Origin of the sequence: Alkalilimnicola sp. S0819 (assembly GCF_009295635.1) — a bacterium.
In the GTDB taxonomy this organism is placed as follows: Bacteria; Pseudomonadota; Gammaproteobacteria; order Nitrococcales; family WHIW01; genus S0819.
Genome location: NZ_WHIW01000004.1, coordinates 250,645 through 268,191 on the forward strand (window position 1 = coordinate 250,645; position 17,547 = coordinate 268,191).

Annotated in this window: 17 protein-coding genes; 11 read left to right on the top strand and 6 right to left on the bottom strand. The window is 67.0% G+C overall.

Going from position 1 to position 17,547, the window contains the following annotated elements; genetic code table 11:
- Positions 1 to 14: 14 nt before the first annotated feature.
- From GBG68_RS05520 to radC, 3 genes are all read right to left on the bottom strand, one after another.
- The gene (locus tag GBG68_RS05520) at positions 15 to 854 is read right to left on the bottom strand and encodes a pirin family protein (protein ID WP_152145927.1); all 840 of its coding nucleotides are present in this window, start codon (positions 852 to 854) and stop codon (positions 15 to 17) included.
- A gap of 107 nt (positions 855 to 961) precedes the next feature.
- Entirely contained in the window at positions 962 to 1,885 is a 924-nt protein-coding gene (locus GBG68_RS05525; protein ID WP_152145928.1) for a pirin family protein, read from the bottom strand.
- An 85-nt stretch (positions 1,886 to 1,970) separates the two neighbouring features.
- Positions 1,971 to 2,648, bottom strand: coding sequence for a RadC family protein (gene radC, locus GBG68_RS05530; protein ID WP_152145929.1), 678 nt, complete (start codon positions 2,646 to 2,648; stop codon positions 1,971 to 1,973).
- 115 nt (positions 2,649 to 2,763) lie between these two features.
- Here radC and coaBC point away from each other — a divergent pair, with 115 nt between their 5' ends.
- The 4 genes from coaBC (at position 2,764) to argB (ending at position 7,982) form a co-directional block, all read left to right on the top strand.
- Positions 2,764 to 3,963 (top strand): bifunctional phosphopantothenoylcysteine decarboxylase/phosphopantothenate--cysteine ligase CoaBC, encoded by a 1,200-nt coding sequence (coaBC, locus tag GBG68_RS05535; RefSeq protein ID WP_152145930.1) that lies wholly within the window; start codon positions 2,764 to 2,766, stop codon positions 3,961 to 3,963.
- The gene (gene dut / locus GBG68_RS05540) at positions 3,947 to 4,405 is read left to right on the top strand and encodes a dUTP diphosphatase (RefSeq protein WP_152145931.1); all 459 of its coding nucleotides are present in this window, start codon (positions 3,947 to 3,949) and stop codon (positions 4,403 to 4,405) included. Before coaBC ends, dut begins: the two co-directional genes overlap by 17 nt.
- Positions 4,406 to 4,425: 20 nt before the next feature.
- Positions 4,426 to 6,963: a phosphomannomutase/phosphoglucomutase gene (locus GBG68_RS05545; protein WP_226801667.1), complete on the top strand. Its 2,538-nt coding sequence runs from the start codon at positions 4,426 to 4,428 to the stop codon at positions 6,961 to 6,963.
- 113 nt (positions 6,964 to 7,076) lie between these two features.
- A complete protein-coding gene (gene argB, locus GBG68_RS05550) occupies positions 7,077 to 7,982 on the top strand; it encodes an acetylglutamate kinase (RefSeq protein WP_152145932.1) in 906 nt (301 codons plus the stop codon).
- 11 nt (positions 7,983 to 7,993) lie between these two features.
- Here the strand turns inward: argB and GBG68_RS05555 are convergent, their stop codons facing one another.
- A complete protein-coding gene (locus GBG68_RS05555; RefSeq protein ID WP_152145933.1) occupies positions 7,994 to 8,617 on the bottom strand; it encodes a DUF4124 domain-containing protein in 624 nt (207 codons plus the stop codon).
- 123 nt (positions 8,618 to 8,740) lie between these two features.
- Here GBG68_RS05555 and GBG68_RS05560 point away from each other — a divergent pair, with 123 nt between their 5' ends.
- Entirely contained in the window at positions 8,741 to 9,496 is a 756-nt protein-coding gene (locus GBG68_RS05560) for a sulfite exporter TauE/SafE family protein (RefSeq protein WP_152145934.1), read from the top strand.
- Positions 9,497 to 9,612: 116 nt separating this feature from the next.
- On the opposite strand, the gene pfkA is transcribed toward GBG68_RS05560, so the two are convergent.
- Complete coding sequence (gene pfkA, locus GBG68_RS05565; protein WP_152145935.1) at positions 9,613 to 10,614, bottom strand: 6-phosphofructokinase; 1,002 nt, start codon at positions 10,612 to 10,614, stop codon at positions 9,613 to 9,615.
- Positions 10,615 to 10,788: 174 nt separating this feature from the next.
- Positions 10,789 to 12,444 (bottom strand): sigma-54-dependent Fis family transcriptional regulator, encoded by a 1,656-nt coding sequence (locus GBG68_RS05570; RefSeq protein WP_152145936.1) that lies wholly within the window; start codon positions 12,442 to 12,444, stop codon positions 10,789 to 10,791.
- Positions 12,445 to 12,736: 292 nt separating this feature from the next.
- On the opposite strand from GBG68_RS05570, the gene GBG68_RS05575 reads away from it, so the two are divergent.
- The 6 genes from GBG68_RS05575 to GBG68_RS05600 all read left to right on the top strand — a co-directional run bounded on the left by GBG68_RS05575 (position 12,737) and on the right by GBG68_RS05600 (position 17,414).
- Positions 12,737 to 12,967: a phenol hydroxylase subunit gene (locus tag GBG68_RS05575; protein ID WP_152145937.1), complete on the top strand. Its 231-nt coding sequence runs from the start codon at positions 12,737 to 12,739 to the stop codon at positions 12,965 to 12,967.
- A gap of 32 nt (positions 12,968 to 12,999) precedes the next feature.
- Positions 13,000 to 14,001, top strand: a complete 1,002-nt coding sequence (locus tag GBG68_RS05580) for an aromatic/alkene monooxygenase hydroxylase subunit beta (RefSeq protein WP_152145938.1) — start codon at positions 13,000 to 13,002, stop codon at positions 13,999 to 14,001.
- A gap of 24 nt (positions 14,002 to 14,025) precedes the next feature.
- Positions 14,026 to 14,301 (top strand): MmoB/DmpM family protein, encoded by a 276-nt coding sequence (locus tag GBG68_RS05585; RefSeq protein ID WP_152145939.1) that lies wholly within the window; start codon positions 14,026 to 14,028, stop codon positions 14,299 to 14,301.
- A gap of 19 nt (positions 14,302 to 14,320) precedes the next feature.
- Positions 14,321 to 15,862: an aromatic/alkene/methane monooxygenase hydroxylase/oxygenase subunit alpha gene (locus GBG68_RS05590; RefSeq protein WP_152145940.1), complete on the top strand. Its 1,542-nt coding sequence runs from the start codon at positions 14,321 to 14,323 to the stop codon at positions 15,860 to 15,862.
- Between the two features lie 60 nt (positions 15,863 to 15,922).
- A complete protein-coding gene (locus tag GBG68_RS05595) occupies positions 15,923 to 16,282 on the top strand; it encodes a phenol hydroxylase subunit P4 (protein WP_152145941.1) in 360 nt (119 codons plus the stop codon).
- Between the two features lie 67 nt (positions 16,283 to 16,349).
- Positions 16,350 to 17,414 carry an NADH:ubiquinone reductase (Na(+)-transporting) subunit F gene (locus tag GBG68_RS05600; protein WP_152145942.1) on the top strand — a complete coding sequence of 355 codons (1,065 nt, stop codon included), beginning with the start codon at positions 16,350 to 16,352 and terminating at the stop codon, positions 17,412 to 17,414.
- The last annotated feature ends 133 nt before the right edge of the window (positions 17,415 to 17,547 follow it).

Consider the following 17,547-nt stretch of genomic DNA (forward strand, 5'->3'; position numbering starts at 1 on the left):
CCTGTGGGGCCGGCTCAACCCGTGAGCCGGCCGTCCCGGTAGTCCTGCAGTGCTTGTTCCAACTCTTCCACGGTGTTCATCACGAAGGGACCGTACTGGCGGATGGGTTCGCCCAGTGGTTTCGCGGCCAGCACCAGGACGCGCCCGCCCTGATCCGCGGCGCTCATGTCTATCGAGTCGCCGTCCCCCAGCACCACCATCTGGCCGCGGCGGATGCCTCGACCGCCGAACACCAGCTCGCCCTCGAACACATAGGCCAGCGCCGTGTGCGTCGTGGGAATTGGCAGGCTGAGCTCGGCGCCGGCGGTGAGCGCCGCGTCCAGCACCATGGGTTCGGTGGCGATGCCGTGCACCGCGCCCTGGGTGGTGCCGCCCGCATGGGCCAGTTCTCCGGCGATGAGCTTGACCCGGGCGCCGGGCAGGTCCACCACTGGGATTTCCCCGGGCGTGATGTCCCGATAGCTGGCCGGTTTCATCTTCTCCGCCGCCGGCAGATTGATCCACAACTGGAAGCCATGCATGCGCCCGGCCTCCTGCTGGGGCATCTCGGAATGGATGATACCCCGTCCGGCGGTCATCCATTGTACGCCACCGCTCTCCAGCAGGCCCTGGTTGCCCAGATGGTCCTCGTGGAGCATGCGCCCCTCGAGCATGTAGGTCACCGTCTCGAAACCCCGGTGGGGGTGGGCGGGGAAACCGGCGATGTAGTCATCGGCCCGCTCGGAGTTGAACTCGTCGAGCATCAGGAACGGATCCAGCGGCTGCTGGGGGTTGAGAATGCGCAGCAGTTTCACGCCGGCGCCGTCGGAGGCGGGCTGGCCGTTGAGGATATGCCGTACTTCGCGCGTTTTCATGGGAGCCTCCCGTGGCTTGTGCCTTGACTTGCACACAGCTTACCGCCTGGCCAGGGTGCGAAGGGGTGCCGAAAATGACTGTTTCATTTTCGGCACTAATTATCGCCTCACGGGTACTTCACCGGTGCCGGCTTGGGCCCCGGCAGGGGCAGCGGGTCGTGCTCATCGGGCACGGCGGCGAAACGCCCGGCCGCCCAATCGGCCTTGGCCTGCTCGATGCTCGCTCGTTCGCTGGCGACGAAGTTCCACCAGATGTGCCGATGGCCATCCAACGGTGCGCCGCCCAGCAGCATGGCGTGCACCGGGCCCGTCTCGGCATGCAGCTCCACGGGCGTGCCAGGGGCGAGGACCAGCAGTTCGCCCGCTTCGTAGGCAGTGTCGGCGTCGGCGGGCAGACGGCCGGCGAGCAGATACAGGGCGCGTTCCTCGTGCTCGGCGGGGAAGGTGAAGCGGGCCCCGGCCTGCAGCGACAGTTCAGCGTAGAACAGCGGGGAATGGGTGGTCACCGGCGAGCGTTCCCCGGCCCAGTCTCCCGCGATCAGTGTGAGGCGCGCACCGTCCTGCTCGATGCGGGGCAGCTCTTCACGGCCATGATGGGCGAAGCTGGGGGCTGTTGCCTCCAGGTCCCGCGGCAGCGCCACCCAGGCCTGCAGCCCGTAGAGTTCGTGCTCGCCACGGCGAACGCTGGCAGGGCTGCGCTCGGAGTGGGCGATGCCCCGGCCGGCGGTCATCCAATTTACCTCGCCCGGGCGTATGGGCTGCACCGTGCCCAGGCTGTCCCGGTGCAGCAGCTCGCCGCTGAACAGCCAGGTCACGGTAGCCAGGCCGATATGGGGATGGGCCGGCACGTCCAGGCCCGCGCCCGCGGGGAAGCGGGTAGGGCCCATCCGGTCCAGGAACACGAAGGGGCCGACCCGGCGGCAGGCCGCCGAGGGCAGGGCACGCTGCACGTCGAAATGCTCGCCCAGTTTGCCGGGTCGCGGCTGGATCCGGGTCAGAACCCGGGGGTCGCCGGCTGTGTCTGTGTTCATGCTGATGCCTCGCCGAGTGCGTTCATCGTTCATGTTACTACCGCGATGGCTGTGCAGGCACGGCGTATGGCCCGGGTCTTGTCTGTCATGCCAGCAGCCCCCGCTCGGCGAAGGAGACGGCCTCACCGTCTCCCACCACGAAATGATCCAGCAAGCGAATATCCACCAGCCCCAGTGCCTCCCCCAGGCGGCGGGTAAGCAATTCGTCGGCCCGGCTGGGTTCGGCCACCCCGGAGGGGTGGTTGTGGGCGAGGATCAGTGCGGCGGCGTTCAGCGCCAGGGCACGCTTGACCACCTCACGCGGGTAGACGCTGGCCGCGTCGATGGTGCCGCGGAAAAGCTCCTCGAAGGCGAGCACCCGGTGGCGGTTGTCCAGGAACAGGCAGGCGAACACCTCGTGCGGGTGATGGCGCAGTTTGGCCGTCAGGTAGGCCCGGGTGTCCGCCGGGCTGCCCAGGGCCTCGCCGCGCTGCAGTTTTGCCCACAAGTGCCGCCGCCCCATCTCCAGCACCGCCTGCAACTGGGTGTACTTGGCCGGCCCCAGCCCGCGCTCCCGGCAAAACTCCGTCAGATCCGCCTCCAGCAGCGCGCGCAGCCCGCCGAAGCGTTGCAGCAGCTCCCGAGCCAGGCCCACCGCGCTCAGGCCTGGGCGGCCGGTGCGCAGGAAGATCGCGAGCAGTTCGGCATCGGACAGTGCCGCCACCCCCTGGGCGAGCAGTTTTTCCCGTGGGCGCTCGGCCAGAGGCCAGTCGGTGATGGGCATCGTCCCTCCTTCGCTATTGTTGATCGTTCTCGCCGGGGCGGGATTTTTGCCGCCGGCCCGCTTTGCCGCTAACCTTGAGCGCACCTGCCCGCTGAGCCGAACGAGCCCGAAGAGCATGAGCGCCCTTGCCGAACGCCACATCCTGCTGGGAGTCACCGGCGGCATTGCCGCGTACAAGGCCGCCGACCTGGTGCGCAAGCTGCGCGAGGCCGGCGCCCGGGTGCGGGTGGCAATGACGGCGGGGGCCGCCGAATTCGTCACGCCGCTTACCTTCCAGGCTCTCTCCGGCGAGCCGGTGCACCAGAATCTGTTGGACCCGGACGCCGAGGCCGCCATGGGGCATATCGAGCTTGCCCGCTGGGCCGATGCCCTGCTGATCGCCCCCGCCAGCGCGGATTTCATGGCGCGGCTGGCCCATGGCCACGCCAGCGATCTGCTGAGCACCGTCTGTCTTGCCACCGACGCTCCCCTGTTCCTCGCCCCGGCCATGAACCGGCTGATGTGGGCCAACGCCGCCACCCAGGCCAATGCCCGGCTGCTGGCTGAGCGGGGTGTGCGCCTGCTGGGGCCCGGCGCCGGTCAACAGGCCTGCGGCGAGGTGGGCGACGGCCGCATGCTGGAACCGCCCGAATTGGTCGCCGCCTTGGGCGCGCACTACGCGGGCGGCGCGCTGCGCGGGCGCACCGTGCTGATCACCGCCGGCCCTACCCGGGAGCCGCTGGACCCGGTGCGTTACATCAGCAACCGCAGCTCGGGGAAAATGGGCTTCGCCCTGGCGGAGGCCGCCAGAACGGCCGGCGCCCGGGTGCTGCTGGTCGCCGGGCCCTGCGCGCTGGCCACACCCGCCGGCGTGGAGCGTATCGACGTGGAAACCGCCGAACAGATGCACCGGGCGGTGATGGGCCGGGTGGCCGAAGCCGATATCTTCATCGCCAGCGCCGCGGTGTCGGATTACCGAGCGGTGGAGGCGGCCGAGCGCAAGATCAAGAAGAGCGAGGACAGCCTCGCCCTGAGCTTGCGGCGCAACCCGGACATCCTGCGCGACGTGGCCGCCCTGCCCGCACCGCCCTTCACCGTGGGCTTCGCCGCCGAAACCCATGAGCTGGCCCACTACGCCGAGGGCAAGCGCCGGAGCAAGAAACTGGACATGATCGCCGCCAACTGGGTGGGGGAGGGCCGGGGCTTCGACGCCAACGACAATGCGCTGGAGGTCTTCTGGGAGGGCGGCCGGCGCGCACTGGCGCAGCAGCCCAAGACGCAGCTCGCCCGGGAGCTGATTACACTGATAACGGAACGCCATGAAGCGCAATATTGAGCTGAAGATCCTGGACCCGCGCCTGGGCACGGAATTCCCGCTCCCCGACTACGCCACCGAAGGCTCCGCCGGGCTGGACCTGCGCGCCTGCCTGGATGCGGACACCGAGCTGGCGCCGGGCGAGACGCTACTCATTCCCACCGGCATGGCGATACACATCGCCGACCCGGCGCTGGCGGCGGTGATCCTGCCCCGCTCCGGCTTGGGCCACAAACACGGCATCGTGCTGGGCAATCTGGTGGGGCTGATCGACTCCGACTACCAGGGGCAGCTGTTCGTGTCCTGCTGGAACCGCGGCGCTGACAGCTTCACCATCCAGCCCGGCGAGCGGATCGCCCAGCTGGTGTTGGTGCCGGTGGTGCATGCGCGCTTCGAGCTGGTGGACGAGTTCCGGCCCAGCCGCCGGGGGGACGGCGGCTTCGGGCATTCCGGACGGGGCTGAAAAGGAATCAGGGGGGCATCATGAAGGCGTTGCGCATGAAGATCGGCCGGGTCGTGCCGGCGGCGGGGCAGCCGCTGTGGCTATATGGCCTGGCGTGGGCGGGCCTGGCCATGGTGGTGTTGCTGGCAAGCCTGAGCTGGCTGGCGCGGGGCGCGGACCAACAGGCCGAGAAGCAACTGGTCGCGGCGCAGCAGACCCAGGCGGAGCTGCAGGCCGCCCGGGTCGGGCGCTGGCTGAGCGAGCGCCAGCAGGCGCTGGCGAGCATTGCCCAGAGTGCCGAACTGCGGGCGGCCTGGGCGGACCCGGTGCGGCGAGAAACGCGTCTGGAAATGCTGCGCAGCGCCTTCCCCGAGGCGCTGCGGCTGATGAGCGTGGAGCCGGGGCGCAGCCAGCCTGATCTTCAGGCCACCCCGCCGATGGGTTACGCACTGCTGGACATGCTGCGCCGCGCCGAGGAAAGCGGCGAGGCGCCGGCCGTTGAGGCGCATTTGCCCGGCAGTGAGCAGGCGCACCTCAACCTGGTCCAGCCGGTGTCGATCGCGGAGCAGGTGCTGGGGAGCCTGGTGTTGAGCTATCCGCCGTCGGCCTTGCGCGCGGCGCTGCCCGGTGACGGCAGTGGCAGCCTGCTGCTGGAGCACCGAGGTGGCGCGCGCGTACTGGCGCTGGGCAATGCGGGCGAGGCTCAGGCCTTCGTCGCCCCGGTGCCCGGTACGCCCTGGCAACTGCGTTACTGGCCCGCCGACTTGAAGGGGGCCGGCGCGACCGCCACTGTGGCAGGGGTGCTGCTGGTGGCACTGGTGCTTCTGTTGATCGGTAGCCTGGGCATCGTGGCGCTCCTGGGGCGCCGCCTGCGTGCCGACAGCGGGCGATTGGCGGAGATCGTGGAGGATCTGCAGGCCGGCCAGCTGAAGCTGGAGTACCCGGTGGGGCTCGGCCTGTTCCGCCCGGCGATCGCCCGCGGTGTACGCGCCGCCCGCGCTGTGGAAGAGCGGCTGGACTCCGGGGCGCCCGGCCCCGATGGCGGCCCGTTCGCCCAGGCGTCGCCACGTGCCGTCACCGAAGCCCTTGACGACATGGGCGGCTTGGTGGTGGAAACCGTGGACATGGAACCGGAAACAATCAGCAAATCCAGGGAAGGAAACATGAATGAAGTCCTGAAGGCTCCGGTCGCCGGCAATGGCGTGCTGGACCCCGCCATTCTGCGTGCCTACGACATACGCGGCATTGTCGGCCCGGCCTTGAACGCCGGGGTGATGCGCCTTTTGGGCCAGGCCATCGGCAGCGAGGCTGCCGCCCTGGGCCAGCAGGAGATCGTGGTCGGGCGTGACGGGCGGCTGAGCAGCGAGGAGCTGGCGGCGGCGCTGATCGAGGGGCTGCGCGCCGCCGGGCGCGATGTGATCGATGTGGGCCAGGTGCCCACGCCGGTGACCTACTTCGCCTGCCACCACCTGGGCACCCAGGCCGGGGTCATGGTCACCGGCAGCCACAACCCCAAGGATTACAACGGCCTGAAGATCATGCTGGGGGGCGAGACCCTGTCCGGCGAGGCCATACAGGCGCTGGGCCGGCGGGTGGAACAGGGGGATTTCATCAGCGGCGAGGGCGGGCTTCGCAGCCAGGAGGTGGTGGCCGATTACATCGACCGAATCGCCGGCGACATTACCCTGCATCGGCCGCTGAAAGTGGTGCTGGACTGCGGCAACGGGGTGGCCGGCGCCATAGGGCCGCAATTGCTGCGGACGCTGGGCTGCGAGGTGGAAGAGCTGTTCTGCGAGGTGGACGGCCACTTCCCCAACCATCACCCGGACCCCACCGTGCCGGAGAACCTGGAAGCGCTGGCCAGCCTGGTGCGCTTGCAGGGCGCGGACCTGGGCCTGGCCTACGACGGCGATGCCGACCGCATCGGCGTGGTGGACGCCACCGGCAAGATCATCTGGCCGGACCGGCAGATGATGCTCTATGCGCGTGATATCCTCGGCCGCCAGCCGGGTGCGGAGATCGTCTACGACATCAAGTGCAGCGCGCAGCTGGAGCAGCTCATCCGCGAGGAAGGCGGCAAGCCGCTGATGTGGAAGACCGGCCACTCGCTGATCAAGGGCAAGCTGAAGGAGACGGGCGCGCCGCTGGCCGGTGAGATGAGCGGCCACATCTTCTTCCAGGAGCGCTGGTACGGCTTCGATGACGCCATGTACAGCTCCGCGCGCCTGCTGGAGATCCTCTCCCGGGATCCGCGCAGCAGCACCGAGGTCTTCGCCGAGCTGCCCGAGGCCCTGGGCACCCCGGAATTGCGGGTGGATCTGGACGAGGGCGAGCCGCCGCGGCTCATGGCCGAGTTGGAGCAGCGCCTGGCCGAGGAGTTTCGGGAGGCGCGGATCAGCACCATCGACGGCATCCGCGCCGACTTCGACGACGGCTGGGGGCTGGTCCGCGCGTCCAACACCACGCCGTGTCTGGTGCTGCGCTTCGAGGCCGATGATCAGGCGGCGCTGGAGCGGATCCAGGCGGCCTTCCGCAAGCACCTGCAGGCGGTGAAGCCGGGTATTGACCTGCCGTTCTGAACCGCTGTTCGCGGTACACGGTATTTCACGGTATAACATCACGCGCGAAGCGCCCGGCGATGGCCGCCGGCGCGCTTCGCGCTGTTTCATTTCAGATCGGAATCCCTTACGCCATGACCGATGACGCCAGCTCCCTGTCCAGCGCCCAGGACGTCGCCCGGGTACTCACCGAGGCCCTGCCCTACATACAACGTTTCCGCGGCAAGACCATCGTCGTCAAATACGGCGGCAACGCCATGGTCGAGGAGGAGCTGAAACGCAGCTTCGCTCGGGACATCGTGCTGATGAAGCTGGTGGGCTTCAATCCGGTGGTGGTGCATGGCGGTGGCCCGCAGATCGGACGGCTGCTCGAGCGTCTGGGCAAGCAGAGCCGCTTCATCGACGGCATGCGCGTGACCGACGCCGAGACCATGGATGTGGTGGAAATGGTGCTGGGCGGCGCGGTGAACAAGGAAATCGTCAGCATGATCAACAGCCACGGTGGGCGAGCGGTGGGGCTCACCGGCAAGGACGGTGGCCTGATCCGTGCTCGCAAGCTCACCCTTGGCGGCGCCAGGGAAGATGCCGGGCGGGACATCGGTCATGTGGGTGAAGTGGCCTCCATCGACGCCTCCGTGGTGGACATGCTGGAACACGGCAGTTTCATCCCCGTCATCGCGCCCATCGGCGTCGGGGAGGACGGTCGCGCCTACAACATCAACGCCGACACCGTCGCCGGAAAGCTGGCCGAGGTGCTGAAGGCGGAGAAGCTGATGCTGCTCACCAATACCCGCGGGTTGCTGGACAAGGAAGGGGGGCTGCTCACCGGCCTGGACGCGCCGCAGGTGGAGGCGCTGATCGCCGATGGCACCATCCATGGCGGTATGCTGCCGAAGATTCGCTGCGCCCTGGATGCGGTGCAGAACGGCGTGCGCTCAGCCCATATCGTCGACGGGCGTGTGCGTCACGCGGTGCTGCTGGAACTGTTCACGGATTCGGGTGTGGGCACGCTGATCGAGGCGCAAGTCTCACGGCCCTGAGCCGCCGCTGATCAATCCCCGCCGCCGCCGCGCAATTCCCGGTAGCGGCGGATCTCCCGCTCGAAACGCTCGGCCTGCGCCGCGCGCTTCTCGCGCTGCGCGGCGATGTGGCGCTGCTGTTCGGCGATCTGCTCTTCCAGTTCCTCTATGCGCTGGTGTTGGCGCCGGGGCGAGCCGCCGTTGCGCTCGGCGCGCGCCGCCCGCTGCATCGCCTGCGCGATTTGTTCGCGCAGGCTGGCAACCCGCTGCTCACCGATGTTGATGCGCCCATCCAGCGTGTCCAGGCGCTCATCCCGCGCCGCTTCGATATCCTTTGCGCTGGACCAGGTCAGCAGCAGGCGCCGGTCCTCTTCGGCCTGCTGCCGGCGCGCCTCGCGCCGCGCGGCCTCGGCTTTCGCCTGGCGGCGTTGCGCTTCCAACTCCTCCGCCGTGGGGGGTGGCGCGACACGGTCCACCGTGGCGCCGGTCTCGCCGGATTTCACCTCTCGCTCGCGGCGCGCATCCTGCGGAGGCACCTTGTCGCTATAATGCACATTGCCCTGATCATCCACCCATTTGTAGAGCCTCGCCGACGCCGGGCCGGTGGCGAGCAAGGCGCCCAGGCAGAGCAGGGTCAGTGGCAGCTTCGGATTCATGGGTATTCACCCCTTGTGTACTCTGGCATTGCGGCGAAGCGGGCGCCGCGGCGGTGCGAGGTTCGCGCCCCTCCCTGGCGCGTCGCAATAGTGCCCTCCCAAACGAACGGCTATGCCCTCTTGATGGACGTTTTATCACAACTACTGCTGTTTATCGTCGCCTTCGCCGCCAACGCCGCCTCGGCACTGGCCGGCGGGGGCGCGGGCTTGCTGCAGCTGCCGGCGATCATCTTCCTGGGCTTGCCTTTCCCGGTGGCGCTGGCGACCCATAAGGTGGCCACCGTCGCCCTGGGGCTGGGCGCCGGTGGGCGGCATTTCCGCGAGCGTCTGCTGGAGAAGCCCTTTGTGCTGCTGATGCTGCTGGCCGGTCTGCCCGGGGTGGTGCTGGGTGCGCGGCTGGTGGTGGGAGTTCCCCAGCGTAGTGCTGAGCTGGCGTTGGGTGGCCTGACCGTGGCCCTGGCGCTCTATTCCGCGCTGCGGCCGCAGCTGGGGCAGCATTGGCGTCCGCGTCACCGGGACGTGCCGGGCTACCTGATCGGGGCCGTGCCGCTGTTCCTGTGCGGCATGCTGAACGGTTCGCTGACTTCCGGTAGCGGCCTGTTCGTGACGCTTTGGCTGGTGCGCTGGTTCGGACTGGACTACAAGCGGGCGGTGGCGCACACCATGGTGATGGTGGGGCTGTTCTGGAATGGCACCGGTGCGCTGACCCTGGGGCTGGTGAGCGAGATTCACTGGCCCTGGCTGCCGGTATTGATCGCCGGCAGCCTGTTGGGCGGCTATGTCGGCGCGCACTGGGGGATAGCGCGGGGCAGTGGGTTCATCAAGCGGGTCTTCGAGGTGGTGACCTTGCTGGTGGGGTTGAAACTGCTGCTCGGGTAACCGTGGGTTCCCGAATCGGCGCACGCCTTGAGTCGCCTTTTCCCGCCGTCAGCCATGGACCGAGGTCACTCGGCCTGCGCCACCAGGGCCCGTAGGGCTTGGCCCGCGCCGCTCTCCTAGGTGGCCAGCACCCGCGCCACCTCCAGCAGCGCTTCGGGTGTCTGCCTGCGCCGACTGATGACCTCGCTCAAGGGGACGCCCAGCACGCGGTTTTCCTGCACCCCCAGCATTATATTGCTGAGGCCGGCCTGCAGGTGATCCACCGCCGCATAGCCCAGGCAGGAAGCGAGCACCCGGTCGTGCCCGGTGGGGCTGCCACCACGCTGAATGTGGCCGAGGATGCAGGCGCGAGCCTGATAACCCGCGGCGTTCAGGTGCTCGTTCAGGCGATTGATGAATTGCGGATCCTCGCCCTCCGCCACCACGATCAGGCTGGAGTGCTTGCCCCGCTCCTGGCTCAAATTCAGTGCTTCCAGCACCGTTTCATCATCCACCGGCCGCTCGGGGGTGATGACGATTTCCGCACCCCCCGCGATTCCCACCGTGGCGGCGATGAAGCCCGAATTGCGGCCCATGACCTCCACGAGGAACACCCGCTCGTGGGAGGTGGCGGTATCGCGCAACCGGTCGATGGCTTCCAGGGCCGTGTTCACCGCCGTGTCGAAGCCGATGGTGTCCTCGGTGCCCCAGATGTCATTGTCGATGGTCCCGGGCAGGCCCAGCACGGAGAAGCCCGTTTCCTGCTCCAGCAGGTGCGCGCCGGAGAGCGAGCCATCCCCACCGATCACCACCAGCGCCTCCAGGCCGGCGCCGCGCAGCCGCGCGGCGGTGTCGGCGCGTACGGTGGGGTCATGGAAGGCATCGCAACGGTCGGTCTTCAGCGCCGTTCCCCCGGTTTGCAGAATGTTCGCCACCGAGGCGCGGTCCATGTCCACCCAGTGGCCGGCCACCAGGCCGGAATACCCTTTCTGCACACCGCGCACTTCGATGCCGCGGGACAGGGCCGTGCGCACCACCGCGCGGATGGCGGCGTTCATGCCCGGCGCATCGCCGCCGCTGGTGAGCAGGCCGATGCGCTTCAAGGTGCGGGTGCGGGGCAGTTGCGGCAAGGACCACATGGGCTGTCGGGCTCCGGGCTCTGTGTATAGGCGCTACGTTAACAGGTTGGGGTTGGGACCGCTGCTTTGCAGGGGCTTGCGGGCGTCTGGCCCTGGCGCGAACGGCGACCCACCCCGGAACCGGCGCCACAGGCCCTCCGGATCTGCCTGCTCGCCCTGCTTTTGTGCGCTGATCTACATGTGTCTGCCGTGTTTCTTGAGCCGATAGGCCAGCTGCGGGCGGGTCAGCCCCAGCATGCGGGCGGCCGAGCTGAGGTTGCCCTCGGCCTTCTCAACGGCGGCCTCCATCAACCGAAGCTCCAGTTCCTCGAGCGAGGTTTCCCGCCCCAGGGCCTGGTCCACCAGGGAGTCCAGAGGTTCCGACGGTTCCGGCTCGGCTGCTTGCGCGGGGGGCGGGTGCAGGGTCGAGAACAGATGCTCTACCTCGATCTCGCCCCCCGGTGGGGCGATAATCACACCGCGTTCGATCATGTTCTGCAGTTCGCGGATATTGCCGGGCCAGGGATATTGCTGCAGGGCGGTGAGGGCGGCCGAGCTGACGCCGCGCACGCTCTTGCCGTGGCGGGCGGTGTGCTTATCGAGAAAACGCAGGGCCAGTAACGGGATATCCTCGCGGCGATCGCGCAGCGGGGGCAGGAGCACCGGGTAGATGTTGAGTCGGTAGTACAGATCGGCGCGGAAGCGGCCGGCCTCCACGGCCTGGGCCAGTTCCACGTTGGTGGCGGCCACCAGGCGCACGTCCACCCGCCGGGTCTGGGTATCGCCCACCCGCTCGAACTCGCCTTCCTGCAGCACCCGCAGCAGCTTGGCCTGGGCGGCGGGGGAGAGTTCGCCCACTTCATCCAGGAACAGCGTACCGCCATGGGCGCGCTCGAAACGCCCGGGACGTGATTGGGCCGCGCCGGTGAAGGCCCCTTTTTCCACGCCGAAGAGTTCGGATTCGATCAGTTCCTCGGGAATCGCCGCGCAGTTGATGGGCACGAAGGCCTTCTCGGCGCGGGCGCTCAGCCCATGCAGGGCGCGGGCGAACATCTCCTTGCCCACGCCGGTCTCGCCCAGCAGCAGCACGGTGATCTGACTCCGGGCGGCCTTGGCGACCATCTCGGCGGCATCCTTGAAGGCCTCCGAGGTGCCGACCATATCGCCCAGGCCCAGTTGTTCGTCGATGTTGTAGCGCAGCTGCTCCACTTGGGTTTGCAGGGCGATGAGCTGATCGGCCACCCGGTCGGGGCGGTAGTACTTGAGGTCCCGCTCGGCGTCGGCCCAGTCCTCCGCGGGCTTGCCGATGATGTAGCAGCGCTTGTCGCCGCGGCCGCGGCATTCGGTTTCGCGATACATGATGAAGCGGCCCATCACTGCGCTGGTGTAGCCCGAGGCGTAGCCAATCTGGATCCAGCACACCGGGTCCACGTCCAGACCGAAGGTTTCCAGGTGCACGTCGGCCTCGAAGCTGTTGCGCCAGATGAACTCGCCGTAATAACGCCCGGCGGTGATGTCGATGTCCAACTCCGCCGGTTCCACCTCCACCACCCCTTCCAGCGAATGCAGCGCGGGGCCCAGGTGCATCAGTTCCTCGTCGGAGGCGTTGGGAATCATGCGCCGGCACATCTGCGCATCCCGCTGGCCCGAGGCATAACCCATGCGGGTGAGCACGCCCCGGGCCCGGTCCAGCCCCAGGCTCTCCACCAACTCCTTGCGCAGCGCGGCGATCGCGCCGGTGTGGAGCAACACCATGCGCTGCTTCTCGAGCAGGATGCGGCCGTGCTCGAAGCGCAGTTTGAGCTGCTCGAAGAGCTGGTCGAAGTTCTTGGGTACGGGGGCGCCGGACATGGGCCGATGATCTCCGCTGCTTCCCTGGTGCACTCCAGCATAGGCGCAGGCGGGGCGCATTGCATGCTGCACCGGCACACGTGCTGTGCCCCTTTATCAAATCATCAAATGCTGCGCCGCAGCTTGATGAATTGCTCAGCTCAGACGCCTGCGGGCGTTTTTGTTGCGACCGCAATAAAGCCCGGAAAAACAATCCGTTACTCATTTGGCACGGACCCTGCTATAGCCCTCCCCGAGGCACGGTGCGCAGACAGGGACGCACCGGCCCGAACTGACAGGAGGAGCCCCGGCCATGGCCAGTACCGATCAGCAGCAACGCTATGTGCGGGTCACCGATAGGCGGCTCGACGGCTTTGTCGAGTTCGATTTTTCCGTGGGTGACCCGGAGCTCTACGTGGAGCTGATTCTGCCCCAGGCCGCCTTTCAGGAGTTCTGCCGCGCCAACCGAGTGGAGCACCTGAGCGAGGCCGCCGCCCAGCGGGTGGACATGGATCGCAAGAAGTGGCGCGAAGCCGGTCTATAGAGCCGGCTCGCATTCATTCAGGAGGAGATTGCATGAGCATCGACATCAAGACTTCGTCCATCGAGCCGCTGCGGCACACGTTCGCCAACGTGGCCCGACGGCTGGGTGCGGACAAGCCCGCCTCTCGTTACCTGGAGGCCATGTACGACCTGCAGCCGACGGTGAACTTCCACTACCGCCCCCTGTGGGATTCCGAGCACGAGCTCTATGACACCGGCCGCACCCGGATCGCCATGGAGGACTGGTACGCGCTGAAGGACCCGCGCCAGTACTACTACGGCACCTGGGTCATGACCCGTTCCAGGCAGCAGGAAGTGGCCGAGCGCAATTTCGCCTTCGTGGAAAAGCGCAAGCTGCTGGGGACCATGAGCGAGGCCTCCCGCGACAAGGCGGCGAAGCTGCTGGTGCCCCTGCGGCATCTGGAATACGCGGCCAACCTCAACAACACCTACATCTGCGCCTACGGCTACGGCACCGCCACCACCCAGGCGGCCATGTTCACCGGGATGGACCGGCTGGCGATCGCCCAGTACCTCTCGCGCATCGGCCTGATGATCGACGGCAACAGCGCCGAGACCCTGGATGCGGGCAAGCAGGCCTGGACCGATGAGCCCCTGTGGCAGCCCCTGCGCCAGCTGGCCGAGGAGCTGATGGTGCAGAAGGACTGGTTCGAGCTGCTGGTGGCCCAGGACTACGTGCTGGACGGCCTGCTCTATCCGCTGGTCTACGACCGCATCGATGCGGTGTTCGAGCGCGAATCCGGCGCCGGGCTGTCCATGCTCACCGAGTTCATGAGCGAGTGGTACACCGAGCACTGTCGCTGGACCGATGCGGTGCTGAAGGTGGCGGCGAAGGAGTCCGATGCCAACAAGCAGCAGATCGAGCAGTGGATCAATGCCTGGATGCCCCGGGTGGCCGCGGCGCTCGCGCCCGTCGCCGAATACGGGCTGGGCGGCGAGGCCCAGTCGGTGATGAGCGAGCTGCAGGACGAACTCAAGGCCCGCGCGGCGAAGAAATCCGGTCTGGACCTGTAAGGCCCGCCGGCGGAGGAGACCCCCATGACGAACAACACCGTCTACATCGCCCTGCAGAACAATGAAGAGGCCCGACCGATCATCGAGGCCATCGAGCAGGACAACCGCGACGCCACCATCGAGCACTTTCCGGCGATGGTGAAGATCGACGCCCCCGGGCAACTGGTGATCAAGCGCGAGACCGTGGAGGAGCTGATCGGCCGCGACTGGGACCCCCAGGAAATCCACATCAACCTGATCTCCATTTCCGGCAACGTCGACGAGACCGAGGACGCATTCCGCCTCGAGCGTCTGCGCTAATCGAAGGAGGAGCACGATCATGAGCAACGCCAAACGCATGAACCTGCGCGAGAAGTACCAGCGCCTGACCCGCGACCTGGGCTGGGAGCCGAGCTACCAGGACAAGTCCGCCATCTATCCCCAGGCGGAGTTCGAGGGCATCAAGATCCATGACTGGAGCAAGTGGGAGGATCCCTTCCGCCTGACCATGGACGCCTACTGGAAGTACCAGGCGGAGAAGGAGCGCAAGCTCTACTCCATCATCGACGCCTTCGCCCAGAACAACGGCCAGCTGAACGTGACGGATGCGCGCTACATCAACGCGCTCAAATTGTTCCTGACGGGGGTCAGCCCACTGGAGTACGCCGCCCATCGCGGTTTCGCCATGGCCGGGCGGCAGTTCCCGGGCGTGGGCGCCCAGGTGGCCTGCCAGATGCAGAGCATCGACGAGCTGCGCCACGTGCAGACCCAGATCCACACCATTGCCCAGTACAACAAGTACTTCAACGGCTTCCACGACTGGCAGCACATGCATGATCGGGTCTGGTACCTGTCCGTGCCCAAGTCCTTCTTCGACGACGCCATGTCCGCCGGGCCCTTCGAGTTCGTCACCGCCATCTCGTTCAGCTTCGAGTACGTGCTGACCAACCTGCTGTTCATGCCCTTCATGAGCGGGGCGGCCTACAACGGCGACATGGCCACCGTGACCTTCGGCTTCTCGGCCCAGTCCGATGAATCCCGCCACATGACCCTGGGGCTGGAAGTCATCAAGTTCATGCTGGAGCAGGACCCGGACAATGTGCCCATCGTCCAGAAGTGGATCGACAAGTGGTTCTGGCGCGGTTATCGGCTGCTGAGCCTGGTCTCCATGATGATGGACTACATGCTGCCCAAGCGGGTCATGTCCTGGCAGGAGGCCTGGGAGATGTACTTCGAGCAGAACGGCGGCGCGCTGTTCGACGACCTGGAGCGCTATGGCATCCGCAAGCCCAAGTACTGGGAGGTCTCGGTCAAGGAGAAGAAGCGCCTCTCCCACGAGGTTTGGAGCGTGTTCTACAACTACGGCCATGCCGCGGCCTTCCACAGCTGGTTGCCGGATGAGTCCGAGATGGCCTGGCTGTCCGAGAAGTACCCGGAGACCTTCGACAAGTACTACCGGCCGCGCTTCGAATACTGGGCCGAGCAGCACGCGCGGGGCAACCGCTACTACAACGATTCCCTGCCGCAGCTGTGTCAGACCTGCCAGATCCCGATGGCGTTCACCGAACCGGACGACCCGACCACCATCTGCTACCGCAGCAGCGAGTACCAGGGCGAGCGGTATCACTTCTGCTCCGACGGCTGCAAGGACATCTTCGACGATGAGCCGGAGAAGTACGTGCAGGCCTGGCTGCCGGTGCATCAGATCTACCAGGGCAACTGCGGCGGCGCCTCGGTGCCCGAGGTGCTGGAGTGGTACCACCTGGTCCACGGCCAGGACAACCTGGACTACCGCGATTCCCAGGATTACGCCAACTGGATGCGCTGGAAGGGGCTGGCCGAAGAGGCCGAGGAGACCCTGGCCAAGGCCGCCAACGAGTAAAACACCTGTCGTCGTCGCCCCGGCGGAAACCGTCGGGGCAACGGCCTGGAGGAGCAACACATGCCTGTACAAGCGATGTATGACTACCAGGGCACGCCCAAGGACGTGCAGGAGAACTTTCACGGCAAGCAGCTGGTGTACCTCGGCTGGGACAAGCACCTGATGTTCTGCTCGCCGGTGGCCCTCCCTCTGCCCCCCGAGATGCCCTTCGAGGCGCTGGTGAAAGAGGTGCTGCCTAGCGCCTACGGCAAGCACCCGGACTTCGAGAAGATCGACTGGGACGCCGTGGCGTGGACGGTGAATCAGCAGCCCTTCACGCCCGACATGGACAAGGGCCTGGCGGAGCAGGGCATAGAGCACAAGTCCGTGATCCGCATGCGCACCCCGGGCCTGGAGGGCATCAAGGGCAGCGCCACCTGAGGCCGAGCCTGATGCGAGCCCGCCCGCACCGGGCGGGCCGCGGCTCGGCAAGGCCTGGAGGATAGACATGAGTTACGAGCTCACCGTAGAACCCCTCGGCGAGACCATCGAAGTCGAGGAAGGACAAACCGTGTTGGATGCGGCCCTGCGCGCCGGCGTCTGGCTGCCCCACGCCTGCTGTCATGGCCTGTGCGGTACCTGCAAGGTGCAGGTGGTGGAGGGCGAGTACGAGCACGGCGACGCCTCACCCTTCGCGCTGATGGATTTCGAGCGCGAGGAGAACATCACCCTCGCCTGCTGCGCCACCGCCGAATCCGACCTGGTGATCGAGGCGGACGTGGAAGAGGAGCCGGATGCCGAGCGCCACGCGGTACGGGACTATACCGGCACCGTCACCGCCATCGAGGACATCACCCCCACGGCCAAAGCCGTGTTCATCGAACTGGACGGCGAGGGCATCGACTTCCAGGCGGGGATGTACATCAACCTGCGCCTGCCGGAGGTGGCCCAGGCACGCGCCTTCAGCCTGTCCAACCCGCCATCCGGAAAGAAGCTCATTGAGCTGAACATCCGCAAGGTGCCCGGCGGCGAGGCCACCACCTACATCCACGAGAAGCTCAAGGTGGGCGACAAGCTGGAGCTCTCCGGCCCCTACGGCCGCTTCTTCGTGCGCCGCTCCGCCCCGGAGAATCTGCTGTTTCTCGCCGGCGGCACGGGGCTTTCCAGCCCCCGTTGCATGATCAAGGACCTGCTGGAGCGCGGCGAGACCCGCCCCATCACCCTGGTCTACGGCGCCCGCAACCGCGGTGAGCTCTATTATCACGAGGAATTCGTGGCGCTTGCCGAGCAGCACGAGAACTTCACCTACGTGCCGGCGCTCTCCGAGCCCGAAGGCAGCGATGCCTGGGAAGGGGCCACCGGCTTCGTTCACGACGTGGCGAAACAGCATTTCAACGGCGACTTCCAAGGCTGGAAGGCCTATCTGTGCGGGCCGCCGCCGATGATCGATGCCTGTATCACCACCCTGATTCGCGGACGCCTGTACGAGCGGGACATGTACATGGAGAAGTTCATCACCGCCGCGGATGCGGCGCAGAACGCGCGCAAGAGTCCCTTTTTCAAGAGCATCTAGGAGGAGAACCACATGGGCGTTATGCGCATAGGTCACATCAATCTGCGTGTGCTGGACATGAAGGCGGCGCGGCATCATTACGAGAACGTGCTGGGCCTGCTGCCCACCGATGTGGACTCGGCGGGCAATGTGT

Bases quoted from the DNA above. Each gene is read 5' to 3' on its own strand.
- GBG68_RS05520 (WP_152145927.1), bottom strand. From the start codon at position 854: ATGAAAACGCGCGAAGTACGGCATATCCTCAACGGCCAGCCCGCCTCC.
- GBG68_RS05525 (WP_152145928.1), bottom strand. From the start codon at position 1,885: ATGAACACAGACACAGCCGGCGACCCCCGGGTTCTGACCCGGATCCAG.
- radC (WP_152145929.1), bottom strand. From the start codon at position 2,648: ATGCCCATCACCGACTGGCCTCTGGCCGAGCGCCCACGGGAAAAACTG.
- coaBC (WP_152145930.1), top strand. From the start codon at position 2,764: ATGAGCGCCCTTGCCGAACGCCACATCCTGCTGGGAGTCACCGGCGGC.
- dut (WP_152145931.1), top strand. From the start codon at position 3,947: ATGAAGCGCAATATTGAGCTGAAGATCCTGGACCCGCGCCTGGGCACG.
- GBG68_RS05545 (WP_226801667.1), top strand. From the start codon at position 4,426: ATGAAGGCGTTGCGCATGAAGATCGGCCGGGTCGTGCCGGCGGCGGGG.
- argB (WP_152145932.1), top strand. From the start codon at position 7,077: ATGACCGATGACGCCAGCTCCCTGTCCAGCGCCCAGGACGTCGCCCGG.
- GBG68_RS05555 (WP_152145933.1), bottom strand. From the start codon at position 8,617: ATGAATCCGAAGCTGCCACTGACCCTGCTCTGCCTGGGCGCCTTGCTC.
- GBG68_RS05560 (WP_152145934.1), top strand. From the start codon at position 8,741: ATGGACGTTTTATCACAACTACTGCTGTTTATCGTCGCCTTCGCCGCC.
- pfkA (WP_152145935.1), bottom strand. From the start codon at position 10,614: ATGTGGTCCTTGCCGCAACTGCCCCGCACCCGCACCTTGAAGCGCATC.
- GBG68_RS05570 (WP_152145936.1), bottom strand. From the start codon at position 12,444: ATGTCCGGCGCCCCCGTACCCAAGAACTTCGACCAGCTCTTCGAGCAG.
- GBG68_RS05575 (WP_152145937.1), top strand. From the start codon at position 12,737: ATGGCCAGTACCGATCAGCAGCAACGCTATGTGCGGGTCACCGATAGG.
- GBG68_RS05580 (WP_152145938.1), top strand. From the start codon at position 13,000: ATGAGCATCGACATCAAGACTTCGTCCATCGAGCCGCTGCGGCACACG.
- GBG68_RS05585 (WP_152145939.1), top strand. From the start codon at position 14,026: ATGACGAACAACACCGTCTACATCGCCCTGCAGAACAATGAAGAGGCC.
- GBG68_RS05590 (WP_152145940.1), top strand. From the start codon at position 14,321: ATGAGCAACGCCAAACGCATGAACCTGCGCGAGAAGTACCAGCGCCTG.
- GBG68_RS05595 (WP_152145941.1), top strand. From the start codon at position 15,923: ATGCCTGTACAAGCGATGTATGACTACCAGGGCACGCCCAAGGACGTG.
- GBG68_RS05600 (WP_152145942.1), top strand. From the start codon at position 16,350: ATGAGTTACGAGCTCACCGTAGAACCCCTCGGCGAGACCATCGAAGTC.